Source organism: Mucilaginibacter antarcticus (assembly GCF_042686155.1).
GTDB classification, from domain to species: Bacteria; Bacteroidota; Bacteroidia; order Sphingobacteriales; family Sphingobacteriaceae; genus Mucilaginibacter; species Mucilaginibacter antarcticus.
On record NZ_JBHUON010000014.1, the window covers coordinates 59,935 to 78,305 of the forward strand.

At 41.9% G+C, this 18,371-nt stretch carries 19 protein-coding genes and 1 pseudogene; 7 read left to right on the forward strand and 13 right to left on the reverse strand.

Features of this window, described 5'->3' with window-relative positions:
* Positions 1-169 precede the first annotated feature (169 nt).
* The 4 genes from ACFSYC_RS12450 to ACFSYC_RS12465 all read right to left on the reverse strand — a co-directional run bounded on the left by ACFSYC_RS12450 (position 170) and on the right by ACFSYC_RS12465 (position 2,220).
* A complete protein-coding gene (locus tag ACFSYC_RS12450; RefSeq protein ID WP_377127933.1) occupies positions 170-601 on the reverse strand; it encodes a cupin domain-containing protein in 432 nt (143 codons plus the stop codon).
* Between the two features lie 46 nt (positions 602-647).
* Complete coding sequence (locus ACFSYC_RS12455) at positions 648-875, reverse strand: SHOCT domain-containing protein (RefSeq protein ID WP_377127936.1); 228 nt, start codon at positions 873-875, stop codon at positions 648-650.
* A gap of 138 nt (positions 876-1,013) precedes the next feature.
* Positions 1,014-1,685, reverse strand: a complete 672-nt coding sequence (locus ACFSYC_RS12460; protein ID WP_377127939.1) for a DUF6629 family protein — start codon at positions 1,683-1,685, stop codon at positions 1,014-1,016.
* A gap of 40 nt (positions 1,686-1,725) precedes the next feature.
* Positions 1,726-2,220 carry a hypothetical protein gene (locus ACFSYC_RS12465; RefSeq protein WP_377127942.1) on the reverse strand — a complete coding sequence of 165 codons (495 nt, stop codon included), beginning with the start codon at positions 2,218-2,220 and terminating at the stop codon, positions 1,726-1,728.
* A 209-nt stretch (positions 2,221-2,429) separates the two neighbouring features.
* Here ACFSYC_RS12465 and ACFSYC_RS12470 point away from each other — a divergent pair, with 209 nt between their 5' ends.
* Positions 2,430-3,134, forward strand: a complete 705-nt coding sequence (locus tag ACFSYC_RS12470) for a VIT1/CCC1 transporter family protein (protein ID WP_377127945.1) — start codon at positions 2,430-2,432, stop codon at positions 3,132-3,134.
* A gap of 177 nt (positions 3,135-3,311) precedes the next feature.
* On the opposite strand, the gene ACFSYC_RS12475 is transcribed toward ACFSYC_RS12470, so the two are convergent.
* From ACFSYC_RS12475 to ACFSYC_RS12505, 7 genes are all read right to left on the reverse strand, one after another.
* Positions 3,312-4,481, reverse strand: coding sequence for a glycoside hydrolase 100 family protein (locus ACFSYC_RS12475; RefSeq protein ID WP_377127948.1), 1,170 nt, complete (start codon positions 4,479-4,481; stop codon positions 3,312-3,314).
* Between the two features lie 6 nt (positions 4,482-4,487).
* The gene (locus ACFSYC_RS12480) at positions 4,488-5,633 is read right to left on the reverse strand and encodes a glycosyltransferase family 4 protein (protein WP_377127951.1); all 1,146 of its coding nucleotides are present in this window, start codon (positions 5,631-5,633) and stop codon (positions 4,488-4,490) included.
* On the reverse strand, positions 5,630-6,265 hold the full coding sequence (locus ACFSYC_RS12485; protein ID WP_377127954.1) for a PIG-L family deacetylase: 636 nt from the start codon (positions 6,263-6,265) through the stop codon (positions 5,630-5,632). The genes ACFSYC_RS12480 and ACFSYC_RS12485 overlap by 4 nt, the downstream gene beginning before the upstream one ends.
* Before the next feature lie 56 nt (positions 6,266-6,321).
* The gene (locus ACFSYC_RS12490) at positions 6,322-6,795 is read right to left on the reverse strand and encodes a hypothetical protein (protein WP_377127957.1); all 474 of its coding nucleotides are present in this window, start codon (positions 6,793-6,795) and stop codon (positions 6,322-6,324) included.
* 65 nt (positions 6,796-6,860) lie between these two features.
* A complete protein-coding gene (locus ACFSYC_RS12495; RefSeq protein WP_377127960.1) occupies positions 6,861-7,607 on the reverse strand; it encodes an SDR family NAD(P)-dependent oxidoreductase in 747 nt (248 codons plus the stop codon).
* 93 nt (positions 7,608-7,700) lie between these two features.
* Positions 7,701-8,360 (reverse strand): BON domain-containing protein, encoded by a 660-nt coding sequence (locus tag ACFSYC_RS12500; RefSeq protein ID WP_377127962.1) that lies wholly within the window; start codon positions 8,358-8,360, stop codon positions 7,701-7,703.
* Between the two features lie 60 nt (positions 8,361-8,420).
* Entirely contained in the window at positions 8,421-8,636 is a 216-nt protein-coding gene (locus tag ACFSYC_RS12505) for an SHOCT domain-containing protein (RefSeq protein WP_377127965.1), read from the reverse strand.
* Between the two features lie 264 nt (positions 8,637-8,900).
* Between ACFSYC_RS12505 and ACFSYC_RS12510 the strand changes: the two genes are divergently transcribed.
* The 4 genes from ACFSYC_RS12510 to ACFSYC_RS12525 are packed head-to-tail and all read left to right on the forward strand — an operon-like array spanning position 8,901 to position 13,292.
* A complete protein-coding gene (locus ACFSYC_RS12510; protein ID WP_377127968.1) occupies positions 8,901-10,211 on the forward strand; it encodes a TolC family protein in 1,311 nt (436 codons plus the stop codon).
* A gap of 37 nt (positions 10,212-10,248) precedes the next feature.
* The gene (locus tag ACFSYC_RS12515) at positions 10,249-11,343 is read left to right on the forward strand and encodes an efflux RND transporter periplasmic adaptor subunit (protein ID WP_377127971.1); all 1,095 of its coding nucleotides are present in this window, start codon (positions 10,249-10,251) and stop codon (positions 11,341-11,343) included.
* A 5-nt stretch (positions 11,344-11,348) separates the two neighbouring features.
* Positions 11,349-12,593: an ABC transporter permease gene (locus ACFSYC_RS12520; RefSeq protein ID WP_377127974.1), complete on the forward strand. Its 1,245-nt coding sequence runs from the start codon at positions 11,349-11,351 to the stop codon at positions 12,591-12,593.
* 15 nt (positions 12,594-12,608) lie between these two features.
* Entirely contained in the window at positions 12,609-13,292 is a 684-nt protein-coding gene (locus ACFSYC_RS12525; RefSeq protein ID WP_377127977.1) for an ABC transporter ATP-binding protein, read from the forward strand.
* A 175-nt stretch (positions 13,293-13,467) separates the two neighbouring features.
* Here the strand turns inward: ACFSYC_RS12525 and ACFSYC_RS12530 are convergent.
* Positions 13,468-15,071 (reverse strand): annotated as a pseudogene (locus tag ACFSYC_RS12530) (oleate hydratase).
* Between the two features lie 277 nt (positions 15,072-15,348).
* Positions 15,349-15,873, reverse strand: coding sequence for a DsbA family protein (locus ACFSYC_RS12535; protein ID WP_377127980.1), 525 nt, complete (start codon positions 15,871-15,873; stop codon positions 15,349-15,351).
* A gap of 432 nt (positions 15,874-16,305) precedes the next feature.
* Here ACFSYC_RS12535 and ACFSYC_RS12540 point away from each other — a divergent pair, with 432 nt between their 5' ends.
* A complete protein-coding gene (locus tag ACFSYC_RS12540) occupies positions 16,306-17,811 on the forward strand; it encodes a PAS domain-containing sensor histidine kinase (RefSeq protein ID WP_377127983.1) in 1,506 nt (501 codons plus the stop codon).
* Positions 17,812-18,223: 412 nt separating this feature from the next.
* Positions 18,224-18,364: a hypothetical protein gene (locus tag ACFSYC_RS12545; RefSeq protein ID WP_377127986.1), complete on the forward strand. Its 141-nt coding sequence runs from the start codon at positions 18,224-18,226 to the stop codon at positions 18,362-18,364.
* Positions 18,365-18,371: the final 7 nt, after the last annotated feature.

The following is an 18,371-nucleotide window of genomic DNA, read 5'->3' on the forward strand; positions in this document are numbered from 1 at the left end:
ATTTCTCCTAAATGGTATGACGATCATCAACTGTAATCATGTTTGATATCACCTTTAAGGGGTATAGGCGCAAGACTAATAGTAGTTTTGCGCCTATACCCCTCATTACCCTGACTTATTCTGATAACCAGGTCATTTAACGAGAAAAGTGTAACTATCCAGCCTGTATTTACTCGGTGGTTGTGCCTTCAAACTTTTCCGGATTTTCCTCCGCTTCTTTTTTAGTTGCACGTACGATGCCATCTTTATGGTGTGGCGGGGCATATATGGTGTACATTTTCAACTCATTGTTGGCATCTGTATTGATCACATTATGCTTGGCACCTGCCGGCACCACAATGGCATCTCCATTTTTAATCTCATAAACATTGCCGTTAATTATGCATCTTCCGCTGCCACTTTCAAAGCGGAAGAATTGGTCGTTTGCATTATGTATCTCCTCTCCAATGTCTTCGCCGGGTTGAAGGCTCATTAGTACGACTTGCAGGTGGTTACTTGTATACAAAACTTTGCGGAAATTACTATTCTCCAATACTTCACCTTCAATGTTATCATTAAAACCTTTCATCGGTCTTATTTCCAGATCTTCGCTATTTTTCATGTTGATTATTATTAATTTTTTTTAAGATGTAAAATGACAGCATAGATCAGGTATGCCTGATCGCGTCTATCTCAATAAGGCCTTTCCGCTCGTGGTATTCTTCCGGTCCTATTTCACCGGTGGCTAAGCGCATTTGTATATTTGCAAAAGGACCTGTTTTTTTGCGGCGCTGACCGGGAATATCATAAGGGATAATAAATATCCAAAACAGCAGCATGCCCCATATGCACCACCAGATAAAATCCATACCACCGAAGTTGTTGTAGTAAAACATGTTTTTATGTTTAATTTAATACTATGCAAAGCTTGTTTCTTTTAGAAGCAGATGCGTTATGCAATTCTTTTAATTATTTACATGATTCACACTTTAAAACAGTTATACCATTTGATTGATGGCTAATTAGAAGTTAAACTATGTCCGGCCTTTAGCTTTTATTTCATGAGGCGATTGCTGTACCTCATACATAATGTAATAGACGGCTAAGCTGACCACTGAAGCAAAAAAACACCATACAGACACCACATAGTTATCATAAAAGGCGGTCGTTATGATATAGGAGATAAAAACCGTTAAACTCAATATCCACATTCTTTTAATATGGGAAAACAGTGGCGGTACGATTGTGGCAATGATGTACAGCAGCCCGCCTGCAACCCTGAATTTCTCCGGATAGATCTGTTCGTAGTCGATATGATAACAGTTTAATATGGCATGAACCGGGTAAACAATCAGGCAATAAGTGAGGTAACATGACACGAGTAATCCAATTCCGGCCAGTACTTTCTGAAATATTTTACGGGTCTTTGATTTCTCCAGTAATAGTACGGCAACAGGTAGCCACAAAGGCCAGATAATTTGGGCGAAGATCAGGAAGAAATAGGTAATGCCATTTTTAAAATGCAATAATTCAGGATGGGGCAAGACGAGCCACAGCACCCCTTCCGAAATTTGCTGTACCGCAAAGATCAACGGGATCGCAGCGAATAACACCTGCGAGCGGTGTCTTACTTTTTTTAACGATGCAACACCGATTACTGTTAGCATAACACCGGCTCCAAAACTTGCCGTGGCGGAAAAACACATATATCGAAAAGGTAAACAGACAGATAAAAAGTGTTTCGGACTACTTCACATTATCTTTAAAAATATCTTTTAAAGCAGTTCCGATCTCTTTTGTATCGTGTTTGAATTCTCTTTTAAAAGATTCGTTTTTTGCATTTACTGATGAGTTAAACTTTGAAAAGTCTTTATTGAATTCGATATTCCGCTGATCTAAATGGGCCCGTAATGTATCTATGTTTTGCCTGGTTTTATTCAAATTGTCCGTAAGTCTTTTCTGGTCTCTTTTATTCGCCTTAGCGATGTTCAGTTTAATGGTGTCAACCCGTTTATTCATTACTAAAATGGAGCTATCCGATTGCGCTTTAAAATTCATCCAATTGTTCTTAGCATTTTTCCTTGCTGTACTGTCAGCGTCGGTTACCGCTTCCTTCAGATCTTTGTTCGCGGCTTTAAAATTTTGATTTGCATCTTTTAAATCCTTTTTAGATGCTTGGTTACAACTGGTGATGATCAGTATCGAGGCAAAAGCTGTCGCTATTATTATTACTTTTTTCATGGTGGTTGTTTATTACTTAGTTAAATTATAATACAAATTTGCTTGATTTCTTTGCAGGGGGTATTACGCAATTCCAGTTGATAGTTACATAATTCACACTTCCTTTAACTAATTTGTGTCTTATTGCTATCTTATAAAATATTCAACCGCTTGTGGCCAGGGGATGAAAAATCAGAAGGCGACAAACGTAATTTCAGATCTTCTTAGTTATGGTAGAAAAAAATATTTATGTAGAAAAGCATTATGTAACGCGGATGGGATGGCTTCGGGCGTCGGTGTTAGGCGCTAATGATGGTATCCTTTCAACTACAAGTATTGTCATTGGTGTAGCAGCCGCTTCACCTGACAGACATGCTATAGTGCTGGCTGCTTTAGCCGGAATGATTGCCGGGGCCATGTCAATGGCCGCAGGTGAATATGTTTCGGTAAGTTCTCAGGCAGATACCGAAAGTGCAGACCTGAAAAGAGAGCGGGAGGAAATCCGCACAATGCCTGAGATCGAACTAAAAGAACTCTCAGAAATCTATGTAGGTCGGGGGCTTGATGCAGAACTTGCCCATAAGGTCGCTGTCCAGCTCACTAATCACAACGCTCTTCAGGCTCATGCAAGAGATGAATTAGGCATGAACGAAATAACCAATGCAAGACCCTTACAGGCAGCTATGGCCTCACTTGCATCATTTAGTATGGGAGCCCTATTGCCATTTCTTGTTTCCATATTTGCCCCGTTGAAATATATGGTATATCTTCAATATGGTTTGTCAATCCTTTTCCTGATGCTCCTCGGTGCGGTTGCCGCAGGTGCCGGGGGATCGGATATAACCAGGGCCGTAGTCAGGATAGGTTTTTGGGGTACAGTTGCTATGGGAGTAACGGCGTTGGTTGGGCATTTTTTTGGTATTAGTACATCATAGACCTTTTCATGGGCCACAAGTGAAAAATTTCGTAATCGCACACTTGATAAGATTGCAATTTTAAAAGGAAGTTTTTCTTTGGTTTATACTTGCTTATAAGGCAAGCACCCCCACCTGTTGTCCATTTTTAGATTCATTTTTCTCCACCTGCACTTCTGCTACAATGCCATCGGTTTTCTATCTCCGCATTTCATCAAAAAAAGGCGTTTCTTGTTCTTCAACACATTTTGCCGCGTATAGATAAAGCGCAGCCGACCAGGTTTGCCAATCCTGCCCGCGCGGCAGGCCGTCCTGCGCTTTATGCCACTCATTAAAGCCGAATTCCAGGTCCTTGTTTTGAGCCAGCTTAACCATTTCCGTCAATGCAAACAACTTCAGCCTGGCGAGTTGGAACCTGCCTGCTGCAACCAGGGCTGCAATGTAAAAGGCGGTTATAAATGGCCAGATGCCGCCATTATGATAGTCGCCGGGCAAATTAAACTCCGTATAACGCGGGATCCAGTCCGGGTCTTCAGGCTGCATGAATGGAAAGAAATTGGGTGGTAAATTACCACGCAGAACACCTTTTTTCTTTAGCCCCGCACATTCGCCCTCGATCCACGCCACCATCTCCTGTGCCCTGGATTTTGGTGCCAAACCTGAAAGTATGGCGATACTATTGCCTAAAAGATCAAACCGTTCACTGCTATAAACCTTATAGGCCCAAAGGGCATAATAAGGTTTGTATTTCACGACGAGGCCTTCATGTACATGATGATGTATCGTACTTCCGGTTATTGTGAACCGTTTCATATCATGTTCAAATTTATCGGCACGGTCATCCTGGCCTAAGATCCTTAAATAAGAATATACCAATGTGTTTACATATAAACCATAACCTAATACCCACTGTTCATCCCGCCAGTCGCTCGTGGGCAACTGACCGATCAAATATCGATCAGACGGACTTTGATACTCCATCCACACTAACGATCTGCTAACCGCATCCTGCAGGAAATCATGCTCTGCTGTTACTTTCCTGAATATGCCAACAGCCAATAAAAATAAAGGCGTCGTATCGCTGGAGCCCCGGTCTTCCGGGTCATGTACAAGTGAGGGGATGTGCCCTTTAGGCGTTTGGTTCGCGGCGAGCGTCACCAATGTTTTTCGCATGGTGTCCATTAGTTTGCTGTTACCTGAAACGGCTATCCCTAACATAGAAAGCATCAGGTCCCGTGTATAGGGTTCGGGATATCCCCAGCCGGCGGTACGTGGTAATCCCTGGAAAGGCCCGTTCGCGTTATGAAGTAATACATCGGTTGCCGCCTTTTTGGCTTTTTCAATCTCGTCCCAATTTCCTGTCTTCATAATATGCTAACTATAGGTCAATATCTTTTCATTGATAAGCTTAACAAATTTTTGGGCTACTATCCGATAGTCGAAGTTTTCTACCACCCTCTGGCGGCCAGCCATACCCATTTGTGATCTAAGTTTAGGATCAGTTAATAATTTTAACAGGAAATCGCGAATGTCATTAACGTCGGCGCGGTAATCGACCGTTCGAGGCACGTCAAATTGAATCTTCGTTCCGGGTTTAAACCCCGCAGCTTCTCCAAGCGTTACCTCGCTAACCGTTATCCGTTCAGCAACTTGCGCCAGTAATGCCGTTTTGCCCGCAACGAGCGTATCGAGCATGCCCATTGCGTTAATGCTTATTACAGGTTTCCCGCAGGCACCGGCTTCAACCTGTGGCATACCAAAGCCTTCCAGGCGTGAGGGTGCGGCATAAATATCACAGGCTGCTAACAGGTAGGGTATAAAATCCCTCGATACAACACTTGTAGCATAAGAAACCCGTTGGTCAATCCCCAATTCTTTAGCAAGTGCGAGGTCTTCTATGTTCTGTAATATCGTGCGTGGTTGTGGCCATACTTTACAAATATATTTCCAGGAGGGTACTTTAACATCCAATGCAGCAAGCGCCTGCATCACCTCGCGTGCTCCTTTTGAAGCGGCATCTCCTCCGATAGTCAGGATCATCAACTGATCATGAGCGATCCCCAATTCTTCGCGAATGGCCAAAACCTTGGGATCATCTATTTGACGGGGTGAGAATTTATCGGTATCGCAACCAACGGGCAGTACCTCTATATTGTCGGCACTGATTCCGTCCCGAACATACATCTCCTTCACCCAGTTGGAGGTAACCAGGATCAGCGGGAGCTGATTCAGCACATCCTGGTAGTTGGCAATATACCCGTCTGCCACCAACCAGGGAACAGCCTGCATACCGAAACGCTGAGGATGCAATATCACCTGTGGGGTGTTTCCCCAATAACCTATACCTACTACGATATCCGGCTTAAACCAACGGTAATACCATTCTTTCTCTATTTCGGATTCCAGGTTAACCGCATGCGCATCAACGCCGATTTCCAGTAAGCCGCGGTATAACAGATCACCTTGTGTGGCCAATCCGCCCGGTGTAGGCGGGTAATCATATAGTAATAAAACTTTCATAGTTTCTGTTGATCTTTAAGCCATTTAAATGCTATTTTCGGGTCGGAAAATTGCCAGAATGCTTCTTCTTTTGGAGTGGTTTGGGCTTCCCAGCTATCTTTATTAAAACCATACAGTTTTGTAATAATATCATATTTGTGTTTCCAAATCTTTAGGGCAAGGGAAAAATGAAGATCAGCCGCGGGTACCGTCTTCGGAAAATAGTGCCGGTTTTGATCTTCGTAAGCGAACACCCAAAGCTCAGCGGTAACTATTGCACTATTATACCATAAATTAATGACGGCCTGACTTACTTCCTGGTGGCGAATATGGGTCGTGTATTCACCATGTGGGTTATGGGTAAGGATCAGGTTAAAATCAGTTGCGGGCAAGAGCTGTAGTAATTCGAGTTGAACCTGGCGAGCAGCCAAAGGGATTTGTTCAGCACCGTCATCCAGGTCTCCCATATCGCCATTCGCATTAAACTCTTTTAGTACCCGGTGAAATTTCGGCGCACGGTCCGGATCGCTTTTTCTGCAAAGTGTGACAATAAAACACTCCCATTCGGGATGGTTAAGTATCGTGCCACCCGCCCAAAGCGTTTCGTCGTCGGGATGTGCGACAATTATGGCAACCTTCTTATATTTTTCCATCGGATATAGAACGATAACACGTAAGTTTTTAAGCTAACCTATCTTTTGCGCCTATGCTAACTGAGGAATAAACGTTTTGAAAAATATTCCCTCACAAAAGCATGCTGCTGGTTCTCCGTCATTTTATCCGCAGACTGCACTTCGATCACGATATTCGCGAAGCGATGATCTTTCCTTAAAATATTCAGCAGTTCAACCTTTGCATCGGTCGGCCCGAAAAGAATGACATCATTATAATTTTTGATGATCTCTCCAAGCTCTTTGTAATAATCGGCTTCCTCGTGCTGCTCCTTATTGTGCATCAAATTTTCGCTCCTGCCCAGGGTTTGTTCTTTTTCCTGATGCGTAAATTTTGATTCAACGCTTGTTGTAGCGATAGGATCAGTTGTAAATTCCATGATATGTGCATTTTGATGATCCATCCAAATGCCTAAACTTTTTGCTGTTGTCATTTTCTTTTTGAAAATAAAGGTTGGTATTTTTACAGGAGGATGCATTACATAATTCAGTAAATGAATTACATCATTCACACTTTAATAAATAAAGTATGGATGCCATGCTTTTAACTTACCTGTTGGATATTTCTTTAAACATATCAGCACATTACCCCACCATCAAGGATCAGTTGTGTACCGTTACAATAACTGGAATCGTCACAAGCCAGATAAATAAATGCTTTCGCAACCTCTTCCGGCTGTCCCAGCCTTTTCATGGGCGTTGCTGCTTGCCAGCCACCTCGTACCTCTGCAGGCGCAGCCTGCAAAAGCGGCGTATCAATATAATAAGGGCAAATAGCATTGCCTCTTATGTTTTGAGCGCCATACTGCACGGCAATGTTTTTGGTTATACCGAGAACACCGTGCTTAGCCGCCGTATAAGGTACCAGGCCATGCTCTGCTTTCAATCCTGCTAATGAGGACATATTTACAATTACGCCGCCGCCCTGTTTTAAAAACTGCTGTAATTCATATTTTATACAGTAAAACTGCCCGGTCAGATTAATTTGGATGATCCTGTCCCACTCGCGCTCATCCATATCATGGATGCCACCATAGGGGCCGCCTATACCGGCATTATTCAATGCCACATCCAGTCTGCCGAATTCTGCTACCGTCGTATTAATGGCATGCTTAACACTTTCCACATCCGCTACGTCAATGCCGACAAACAAACATGCCGCACCTAAAAGTTTCAATTCGTTAATCGTTCGCTGGTGGTCGGCTGTGTCCAGATCAGCAACTACTACTTTTGCACCTTCGCGGGCCGCTTCAAATGCACAGGCGCGACCGATACCCGAGTTACCCCCGGTGATAAAGACGACTTTGTTTTCCAGTTTTTTCATGATTGACTTATAAAGTGTTTGATATTTATTTAAAGCATAACGGGCAAAAAAAAAGCGGAAGAAATTAACCTCCGCTTTTCTAAAATCAAATTCCTAATTATCGTATTCGATAACCAGTTCGTTATCTACTGTCCAAACTCCGGGCGCGTTCCAGGCGATCTGTTCTGCTTCATCTTTTGCGTAAAATGAATCAACGGTACCCCTTAAAGTAACCTTGTTTCCAGCCACGTCAACTTGTATATCCAAGTCGTCAATTGATGAATTACGCTGCAATGCGCATTCTATTGCTTTCTTTTCGATGGCATCGTGCGTTTCAGATTTGATCTTGATGTTGTTGGTAACCCCCAAAACGCCAGACAGGTTATTAATGGCTTTTTTGGCTGCTTCGCGCTGGTAATTCCACTGTAGTTCACCTTCTAAAGTAACCCAGCCGTTTTCAACTTTGACCTTAATTTTTTCCTCGGGAACTTCCCAGTTCCATTTCCAGGCATTTAATACTTCGTTGGCAATTTCGGTGTCATTCTTTTTACCATAGTCGCCATATTTGATCACGATCTCTTCGGCTACCGCTTTCACGCCGGCTACATTTTTAGCCGCGGTTTCTGCTTCTACCTTTTTGTAGTAAGTATCAACAGTGCCCGTTAATGTAATAACACCATCTTTGGCAGTAACACCAATTTCTGCTGCGTTCAATAAAGGCTCCCATCGAATAGCATCCTGAACGTCTTTCTGTAATTCCTGATTAGTTTTCATTTTAATTGACTTTATAGATATATGTAATTAATTATTATTAGCATTGAAGTATACAGCCTCTTAAAGGTCTGACAGTATTATTTTCTTTCTTTCTTCGTAATCATTTTTATTGATCTCACCGGAAGCGAAACGCTTTTGCAAAATATCCAGAGGGCCGCTCTTTTTATTCCGCTGAAAGGGAATATCATAAGGTGTGGCGAAGATCCAGATCAACAGCATGATCCATATACACCACCAGATAAAATCCATTCCCCAAAAGTTGTTATAGTAAAACATGATGTTGATTTTAAATAAATTAATAATTAGAACACTGCAAATCTGCCTCCTTTAAACAGCTGGTTTACTACGCAATTCTTTTAATTAATTACATCATTCACACTTTCCACAATTGTAAAATGTGTGAATGATGTAAGCTATCCGAAGAGTTGTGTAATAGCCGCACTATAACGATTGGTCATCTTTACGACAAATTATCAGATGCTAATAACAAACTTCAACTGTAAAGAAGTGATTAGCTAACGGTAAGACCATTCAACAGGTATGCGGCAAATCACGGCAGTCATTTTAATGGGTTTTTGTTTTTCGCCCCATGCACAAGGAAAGATCATTTTTCGGTCTATTGAGGAAGTTTTGATCTACGCAGATACACACAGCAGTGTATTTAAAAATGCGACCCAGGAAAATATCCTTTCAAAATACCAGACACTTGCGGCAAAGCTGGCCGTTTGGAATCTGAAAAGTGATGCTAATTTTTCAGCTACAGACAATACCAAATTAGGCACTACTTTTATTCCTGCTGAAATATTTGGAGGCCCGCCCGGAACTTTTCAAAAGGTGACCTTTGGCCAGCAATATGTAAGCAACCTTAATATTACCCCCCAAATAGATCTGCTCAATTTTGGCGGTTTAGCTAAAGTAAAAACAGCAGAAGCTAATGAACAACTGGTCCATTTTAACCACCTGATCTCCAAAAAAAGCTTATATGATAACCTGGCGGCCGCATTCTATAATATAATCGCCTTTAACAGGCAGATAATGGTTACCGAAGGCAGCTTATTGATAGCCGATACGTTAATGAATATCATGAAAAGTAAACTGAATGAAGGGGTCGCACGGTCGCAGGATGTAAATAACGCGATCGCTAATTCACTTTCAACAACAGACAAACTGCAGCAATTGCGGGTGCAATTACAGGAACAGTACAGCACAATAAAAATACTTTGCGAGATCGACGGTGATGCCGAATTAGAGATACAGGATACTGATGCAACAGTGGCGCAATACGCTATTCCTGAAAAAGCTGCCGGTGGCCTTTTACAAAAACAACAGGAATGGCAGCAACGCTATCAGGAAGCCGATCTGGCCGCTGCTTTGAAATCGTTTTTACCAACGGTTACCCTGTTTAGCAGCTTTTCCTTGCAACAAAATACAACCCGTCGTTTTTTTGATAATAGCCAGTGGTTTGCCAGCAATTATATAGGCCTGCGCATCACGATACCGCTCATACCGGATGTCAATAAACTTATTGCGGTAAAAAATGCCCGTAACAATATTATTATAGCCGAAAACAACTTGCAACATGCTAAAATACAGGATAAAGGTAATAACACCCAGCTAAACCTGGAGTATCAAAAGGCGTTAGCCAGCTATCAGTTAGCCGTACAAATTGAAGCATTAAAAAAGGATTCTTACTTCAAAAACCTTAATATTTATAAAGAAGGGATCTTATCTGCAACTGATCTGCTCAACTCTTTAAATGAATGGTATGCGGCAAGCATTAATTCCGCAGTTCTGTATGCAGCGTGCGGCTATGCAAAGACCAGTATCAATATCACTAATACAGTTAAATGACCATGTACATGCCTCTTATAACCTTCTAAAAAATATCATGAAAAAGTACTTGTATCTGAATATCATCAGCATTGTGCTCACAACAGCTTCCTGTACTAAAGCCGTTGAGGGAATTCACCCGGTCAGGAAGGATCTTATTGAATTGGTATTTGCATCAGGTGTGCTGGAAGCTGACGGGGAGAATAAACTTACCGCGCAGACTGATGGTTTTATAGTACAGGTGAATTTCAATGAGGGTGATGAAGTAGTCCCCGGAGAACTGCTGGCGGTGATCGATAACCATCAGAACCTTGCCAATGCAAACAGCGCACGGGTACTCAACAGGATCGCACAGGAAAATACCCGTCCATCGGCACCTGCCTTACTACAAATCAATGCCAATTTAGCTGCTGCCACAGCAAAATTTAAGTTAGACCAACTGCAGACGGAGCGGTACAAGCGGCTTTATGAAGCTAAAAGTGTTTCTGAACTGGAATATCAAAATGCAGTTTTGACGGCAACTACCTCTAAAGCATCGCTAAACGCTTTGCAGCAACAATATAACAGTATACAAGTAACCGCAAAGCAGCAAGCAGTTGCCCAGCGGTCAGCCGCGGATGTTAATGCCATTATTAAAGATCAGAACCAGGTAAGAGCGATCATTGCGGGCAGGATATATGAAAAGCAAAAACAGTTAGGCGATTATGTGCGGAAAGGCGATGTGATTGCGGTTATTGCGAGCCAGAAGTTACTTTACGCCAAATTAAGTGTGGATGAAAGCAATATGGCCAGCTTAAAAACGGGGCAGGCAATAATCGTTAAGCTCAATACCAATAAGCATAAAACTTATAAAGCGGTGTTACATGAAATCCTGCCGGCTTTTGACTCCGGTACACAATCGTTTATCGTTAAAGCTTATTTTACAGACAGCCTTGATTTTCGCATCGCAGGCACGCAGTTAGAAGCTAATATCATCACCGGAACAAAAAAAAATTCCCTGGTCATACCCCGTGAGTATTTATCTTACGGGGATAAAGTGACGCTGAAAAATAAAAAATCAGTTCACGTTACCACGGGTATTGTTTCATCAGAATGGGTAGAAATAACAGGTGGTATCAATGAGCACGATACGCTAATTCCTGACCTTAAGTAACCGACATGAACTACAATCACCATATCGATTCGGAAATATCGTTTACCTATATTGTAAATCAAAAAAAACTGACACTGGTCGCAGCGCTGGGTGTAACTATAGGCATAGCTGTTTATATTTTTATGAGCTCGATGACGGCGGGTTTCTCCAGGTCAACAGATGCCTCTATTTTCAAAACAACGCCGCATATCCGGATCTATAAAGACGACGAAATAAGTAGCTCGCTGATTAATTATACCTCAGCCGCAAAACAATTGGCTATTATTGTTAACCCAAAGGTAACGCCTCAGAGCGACAAAATCATCAATCCCGACCAGCTCGTGTCATTATTAAAGCGGCAACCACAGGTAGTCGTTGTTAGCCCACAGGTAACTGTAAGTGTATTTTATAATAACGGTCAATCATTGATCACGGGCATCGCTTCCGGGGTGAACATTGAAGACGCGGATAAAATGTTCAGCATTCAACCCACGGTTGTTGAGGGAAGCATGACGGATCTGAACACGATCCCCAACGGCATCTTGCTCGGCTCTGGCATAGCAGCTAAAATGAACGTTAGTACGGGCGATAACATCACGCTGACATCATCCAGAAATGTAGTTAAGGTAATGAAGGTCACCGGGATCTTTCAGACCAAGAATTCAGGAGTAGATAAAACAAAATCTTATATCGATATAGGGGCAGCCAGGCAATTATTAAAGGAAAGCCCCACTTATGTCAGCGATATTAACGTTGATGTGACCGATTTTAACAGCGCTCCGTTGTACGCCGCTCGATTCTCCAGGCTTACGGGCTACCGTGCCGAAGACTGGCAATCTGCAAACCAAACGCTGGTAGCCGGGTCCGCCATGCGCGAGATCGTAATTACCGGCATTTCTTTATCCATTCTCATCGTAGCAGGCTTTGGCATTTATAACATTTTGAACATGACCATCACGCAAAAGATCAATGATATAGCCATACTGAAAGCAATGGGTTTCCAAGGCAGGGATGTCATCCGGATCTTTGTTTTACAGGCATTTACAATTGGAATGATTGGTTTACTGCTGGGGTGCTTATTATCCTGGCTTTTTGTGTGGGAACTATCCAAAACTTATATAGGTGGCGATATCGGTTATTTCCCTATTGGGTTTGAACCGGCTGTGTATTTAAGAAGTGTAATGCTGGGAATGGGTATCACCTTGTTAGCCGGGTTGATCCCAGCGTTGAAAGCCGCCAACGTTGATCCCGTATCCATCTTTAGAAAATAACGTTAACCTGATCCAATGGTAACTGAACATATATTGCAAGCCGATAAAATAGAAAAATATTTTTATGACCCGGTAAAATTCAAAGTACTGAACGATATTTCATTTACCATCAACAAGGGCGAATTTGCAGCATTGATCGGGAAATCAGGCTGCGGTAAATCTACTTTGCTTTATATTCTTTCTACCATGGATACCGATTATGAAGGAACGCTTAAGATAGAAGATAAACTAATCACTGGCCAGGATAAGGACAAACTGGCTATTTTGCGCAATGAAAAAATAGGCTTCGTGTTTCAATTTCATTACTTGCTGCCCGAGTTCAGTTGTCTGAAAAACGTAATGATCCCTGCCTTAAAACTGGGCGTGCTGCCAAGAAAGGAAATAGAAGAAAAAGCTTATGCTAAATTAACTTTATTGGGACTGCAGGACCAGGCCCTGAAGACTTCTTCCAAATTATCAGGTGGCCAACAGCAACGGGTAGCTATTGCCCGCGCACTGATCAATGATCCGCTGATTATTATGGGTGATGAACCTACCGGTAACCTGGATTCCAAAAATTCAGCTATTGTATTCGATACGTTTCAGCAACTTGCTCATGAACTCGGCCAAACCATCATCGTTGTTACCCACGACAATGATTTTGCTGAAAAAACAGACCGCGTGATAGAAATGATCGACGGACGGATACCTGAGAAATAATGGATCTTCGATATGGCTATCCTTAAATTGGTCTGATCAGTTTAAGGATCAATAAAAAGCAGTTTCAATGTGTGAATCATCTAAGGTATTTCCAAGTTGTGTAACGCCCAATAGTAACACTACCCATCTTTATAGCATTGATATTCAGGTTTTATCTCTTTTTATTCGTTGAACATTATGACATCATGGATTTCATGGCATCAAACAATACATCAATATGATGGTCACCTTTGTAAATGGGGATCGGTTTTTTGTCCATTTCCATTAATTCGTAAACAGCAATCTGCGCGGTTCTTATGGAATATTCTACCGTGAAAACCACATCATCCGGCACTTCGGCAAACTGACCGATAAAGGCCAGGTTTTGCGATATTTCAGGCTTTACCTGAGGGCGATCGCCCGGTAAGCGTGTTAAGAACTGGCTGGTGATATAAGGCATCATGCAGGGGATGCAATTGGAGGTCGCCAGCAGTCTTTCCATTTCCAAATCAAACCCAAGGTGCGAAAACAATTCGGTCAGGATTTCTGCACCTGTACAGTCGGCCATTTTCTTTTTGACAAAATCTCCCTCCTTATCGGGGAATAGTCCGTATCCCCAAAAAACGGTAACGTTTTCCGGTTGTCCGATAAAGTGGGGCTGGTAAGCCAAAACTATCGACATCAGCCAGCCGGAATCCTTAAACGTTACCAATCCGCCCGTACCTGCCTGATTACCCGAAAACTTTTCCATCAGATCGAAGAAGGCTGTACCCTGACACGTTACCGTAAAGGATTCCCATTTTGATTCATCGATGCGATTGTCAAAGACAGCCGGACGACCAAACTGATCGCTGTTTTTCGCGATTGCCTCCCACAATTTCCAGCTGCCATCTTTTTTACCGGTGATAAGTTTCGGCGCGGTATCCATCGACCCTAAGCTTGAATCGGCGGTCATTGAGCCAATTGAAACCAGTACCATGTCATTTACACCCACGGCAACTGATCCGTGTTGCCCTTCTTTGATAAATTGGATGTGTTCAACCGTTTTCTTTTCGTCTGTTTCCGAAAATACAAGATCGGTTACCCTTACCCCAGTTTCAAAACGAACACCTAGTTGTTTTAACCACTGAATTAATGGTTTGGCCAGTGAGTCATATTGATTATATGGCGTACGGTCCACACCGGCTAAAGTATTAATGCGCTTAAATTCATGTATAAAACGATGCAGGTAGCGCTTAAATTCGACGGCACTATGCCAAGGCTGAAACGCGAACATGGTATCCCACATAACCAGAAGTTGGTTTTAAAAAAATCCGGCTCAAACCATTCGTTAATGCGTTTATTGCCCAGGTGGCTTTCACTTACGGCCATCATTTCTATCAGATCGATCCTGTCTTTATTACTGAAGCCCATTGCTGATACATCAGTTATTTTACCCGCTTCAACCACGCGCGCATTGGAATGAGTCTTGATTTTTTTATTGAAGGCATTGATCTCGTCCAATACGGTTACTGGCGGATCGGTTAAAGAAGGTATAAATGAAAAAAGGTCATAAGTACATCGGTAGCTGAAGTTCAGCATTCTTCCGCCCCTCATCATATAGCCCTTTTCCGGCGACCCCGCCCCGTCCAGGCTACCACCGGCTATATGGAGTTCTTCAAACAGCGTGATATTTCCAGGATTGATTTTGCCGTCTCTTATAAAATAAGCCGCACTTGCCAAAGAAGCGATACCGCCGCCTACAAGATAGACCTTCCGATGCTGGATGGGATTGAAAGAATTTATTTTAAGATCATTCATCTGTGTATATTTTAGGATTGGTGTCAAAGTATCATAAACACCATCGGTTTAATTTATAGCGTCAAGCTTTTACTCTTCATTATATTTGATAATCAATACATTATTGACCGTCCACCCCCTCAGTGCATTCCAAGACATTTTTTCTGCTACTTCTTTTGATAAAAGAAATGTACGATAATCGAACGCTGCCTTAGTCCAGTTTGGACTGTTCTATAGGATCGGATCTGGTTGTTTAAAGCCCTTTCAAGTGCTTTTATATAAAACTAACCAGAGTTCATTACTCCACTGTTCTTAAGTAACGAATCAATTCGTCGCCGTCCCAATCGCCATCGTACTTTTCGCCATTGATGTAAAATGCGGGTGTGCCGCTAACGCCACTTTCCAGGCCGTCTTCAATTTGGTTTTCGATTAATGATATCAGTTTCTGGCTTTGGATATCTTGCTCAAATTGGTCCATATCCAAGCCGATCTCTTTAGCGTATACAAACAGTTCGTCCCCCTTTAAGTTAGCCTGATTCTGATATAACAAATCATACATCCCCCAAAACTTATTTTGAAAAGCAGCGGCTTCAGCAGCCATCGCTGCGCCAAACGCATCAGGGTGCATATCGGTTAAGGGGAAATTCCTGAAGACGAAGCATAAGCCATCGCCCATTCCCTGAAGTACTTTCTTTACAACCCAATAGGAGTCGCCGCATGATGAGCATTGATAATCGCCATATTCCAGCAATTGTATCGGTGCGGTTTTAGTTCCTGCTATGTGGTCCAGTTTGGTAACGGCATTGGTTAATCGTATGCCCATATTTTAATTCCCCCGAAACTTATCGATTTTATAATTCAGTAAAAGTGATGGCATTTGAGCATTCAAATGTTACTCAATTCCATAAATAAGTTACATGATTCACACATTGAATTACAACTTCGCAATTTTATGGGGAGCCCGTTATAGAAATTTCGGCAAGGTAATGCGCTCACTCTCCTCGCGTGTTGATTTTATATATAATGAACTCATTTTATTGGTGATGTGTGAATCATATAACTTATTAGCGCATTTATGTAACGATAGATTGAACACATGGATCCATATTTGGGTATTAATGATATTTCCATATACCCCCTGTTATCATTCTAAGTTTATGATTAAGAAATTAAAAGGGTATTGTTTGAGAGTCAGCATTAAAAACGTATAAGCGGTTAGTTTAATTAAGATATGGTGATTACTAAAAAACACCTAATGAGTTATAAACGAAAGTATATAGAGTCTAACAATAAGTTTGATATAATATTTAAACTAACGAGTGCGGCCAGTAAGATCCTTAATGCTGATTTAACCATCATAAAAGTAAACGAGGCGCTAATTAATTTACTGGGCTTTCCGGCAGCAGAAATTGAAGGAACCAAAATTTTGGATTATGTCTGCCCTGAATATAAGCAGGGCTGGCACGATCTTCAGGAGGCGCTCTGGGAAAAAAAGCTTCCTTATTTTAAACTTGAAGCCTGTCTGGTAAAAAAAGATCAGTCACTGGTATGGGTTAAAGTAACTACCGTTTTGTTTCATGAAAATGATATAACCTATGGATTTACGGTGCTGGACGATTTCACTACCAGAAAAACCCTCGAAGACAGCGAAATAGCGCTTAAACTTTCATTAGAAAACGCCAAAAAAATCAAAAAAGAACTGCGTCATAACGAACGGCACCTTAAACAAATTCTGGAGACGATGGCTGAAGGGGTTTGTATAGTTGATAAAACCGGCAGGTTAAATTATACGAACCCGATGGCGCAAAAGATTCTGGGACAGGACGAAACAGGAATGTCAGCGCGTATTTACAACGATGACAAATGGCTTAACTTAAGATTGGACGGTTCCCCATTACCTTACGAGGAGCATCCCATGATTCTTATGATGGCGAGCGGAAAGCCGGTTTATGACGCAGAGATCGCTATTCAACCGCTTAATGGCGAGCGGTTTTATATTTCTTTTAATGCGGCCCCAATATTTGATGATAACGGAATTATAAATGAAGGCGTAGGCACTTTTATGGATGTAACCAACCGTCGGAAACTGATTCAGCATAAAGATGAATTTATCAGTGTGGCCAGTCATGAATTAAAAACACCTGTTACAAGCCTGAAACTAGCTTTACAGCTATTAAGCCGAATGAAAGATAATCCCTTGCCTGTAAAAATGCCTCAATTGATTGACCAGGCAACTAAAAGCCTGGACAAACTAAGTGTCCTAATCGCGGATCTGCTCAATGTCAGTAAGGTCAATGACGATCAGCTCCAATTAAATAAAACGCTATTTACCCTTTCAAAAGTTGTTGACGACTGCTGTTATCACATTCGGGCTAACGGTGATTACACTATCCATAAGGTTGGCGATCTGGGATTACAGGTATTTGCAGATATCGATCGTATTGACCAGGTAATCACCAATTTTGTTAACAATGCTGTTAAATATGCGCCTGCTTCAAAACAGATATCCGTCCATATCACAAAACAAGGCAATCGGGCAAAAGTATCGGTTAGTGATAAGGGGCCCGGTATCCCTATTGAAAAATTACCCCATTTGTTTGATCGTTATTACCAGGCCGACTCCAGTGGCAATCAATTGTCCGGTTTAGGATTAGGCCTGTATATCGCAGCGGAAATAATCAAAAAACATGGAGGAGAAATTGGTGTCGAAAGCGAATTAGGAAAGGGCAGCGATTTTTGGTTTACCTTACCGATTTGGTAAACTCCTCTACAGTAACAGATCAGCAAATGTTATTTTGAAGTTTCATTGCTACAGCTACCATCCTAATATTGAAGCAGCAGTTAATTACTTCAGATTTCTCTTTGTTCTTTTGTGATAAAAAAGGCCTGCTATGCCACCAATATATTTACGATCTAATTGATTTTTCCGCACCAGCCAAAACGTGCATTTACGCTATAAATTTTAAATAAATACCACGTGCTTTCTAATATATCGTAAATGGGATAATTTCCAGATCTGCCTCAAGTAGGAAAACCAGACATCTACTGGATCAGCGTCCCATCACGATCGTTACACAATGAAAGAACTTAGCCGCTAATGTGTGAATGATGTAACTTATTAAGGTATTTGTGTAATGCCAGATGGCACAAGTATATCCACCTTTGAGTAGTAAATGCTATCACTGATCATAACCAGCTTGGTCTTTAATGAAAAGCACCGGGACTACTTATCAGTCGAGGATGTGGCAGTAGCGATCATCGATAAGGCTAAAAAGCCAAAAAACGTACGGAAACGCTTCACAGATGCTTATTAAATAATAA

Bases quoted from the DNA above. Each gene is read 5' to 3' on its own strand.
- ACFSYC_RS12505 (WP_377127965.1), bottom strand. From the start codon at position 8,636: ATGTTTTACTATAACAACTTTTGGGGAATGGATTTTATCTGGTGGTGT.
- ACFSYC_RS12535 (WP_377127980.1), bottom strand. From the start codon at position 15,873: ATGGGCATACGATTAACCAATGCCGTTACCAAACTGGACCACATAGCA.
- ACFSYC_RS12495 (WP_377127960.1), bottom strand. From the start codon at position 7,607: ATGAAAAAACTGGAAAACAAAGTCGTCTTTATCACCGGGGGTAACTCG.
- ACFSYC_RS12540 (WP_377127983.1), top strand. From the start codon at position 16,306: ATGAGTTATAAACGAAAGTATATAGAGTCTAACAATAAGTTTGATATA.
- ACFSYC_RS12485 (WP_377127954.1), bottom strand. From the start codon at position 6,265: ATGGAAAAATATAAGAAGGTTGCCATAATTGTCGCACATCCCGACGAC.
- ACFSYC_RS12460 (WP_377127939.1), bottom strand. From the start codon at position 1,685: ATGTGTTTTTCCGCCACGGCAAGTTTTGGAGCCGGTGTTATGCTAACA.
- ACFSYC_RS12465 (WP_377127942.1), bottom strand. From the start codon at position 2,220: ATGAAAAAAGTAATAATAATAGCGACAGCTTTTGCCTCGATACTGATC.
- ACFSYC_RS12455 (WP_377127936.1), bottom strand. From the start codon at position 875: ATGTTTTACTACAACAACTTCGGTGGTATGGATTTTATCTGGTGGTGC.
- ACFSYC_RS12515 (WP_377127971.1), top strand. From the start codon at position 10,249: ATGAAAAAGTACTTGTATCTGAATATCATCAGCATTGTGCTCACAACA.
- ACFSYC_RS12470 (WP_377127945.1), top strand. From the start codon at position 2,430: ATGGTAGAAAAAAATATTTATGTAGAAAAGCATTATGTAACGCGGATG.
- ACFSYC_RS12525 (WP_377127977.1), top strand. From the start codon at position 12,609: ATGGTAACTGAACATATATTGCAAGCCGATAAAATAGAAAAATATTTT.
- ACFSYC_RS12480 (WP_377127951.1), bottom strand. From the start codon at position 5,633: ATGAAAGTTTTATTACTATATGATTACCCGCCTACACCGGGCGGATTG.
- ACFSYC_RS12450 (WP_377127933.1), bottom strand. From the start codon at position 601: ATGAAAAATAGCGAAGATCTGGAAATAAGACCGATGAAAGGTTTTAAT.
- ACFSYC_RS12510 (WP_377127968.1), top strand. From the start codon at position 8,901: ATGCGGCAAATCACGGCAGTCATTTTAATGGGTTTTTGTTTTTCGCCC.
- ACFSYC_RS12475 (WP_377127948.1), bottom strand. From the start codon at position 4,481: ATGAAGACAGGAAATTGGGACGAGATTGAAAAAGCCAAAAAGGCGGCA.
- ACFSYC_RS12545 (WP_377127986.1), top strand. From the start codon at position 18,224: ATGCTATCACTGATCATAACCAGCTTGGTCTTTAATGAAAAGCACCGG.
- ACFSYC_RS12520 (WP_377127974.1), top strand. From the start codon at position 11,349: ATGAACTACAATCACCATATCGATTCGGAAATATCGTTTACCTATATT.
- ACFSYC_RS12500 (WP_377127962.1), bottom strand. From the start codon at position 8,360: ATGAAAACTAATCAGGAATTACAGAAAGACGTTCAGGATGCTATTCGA.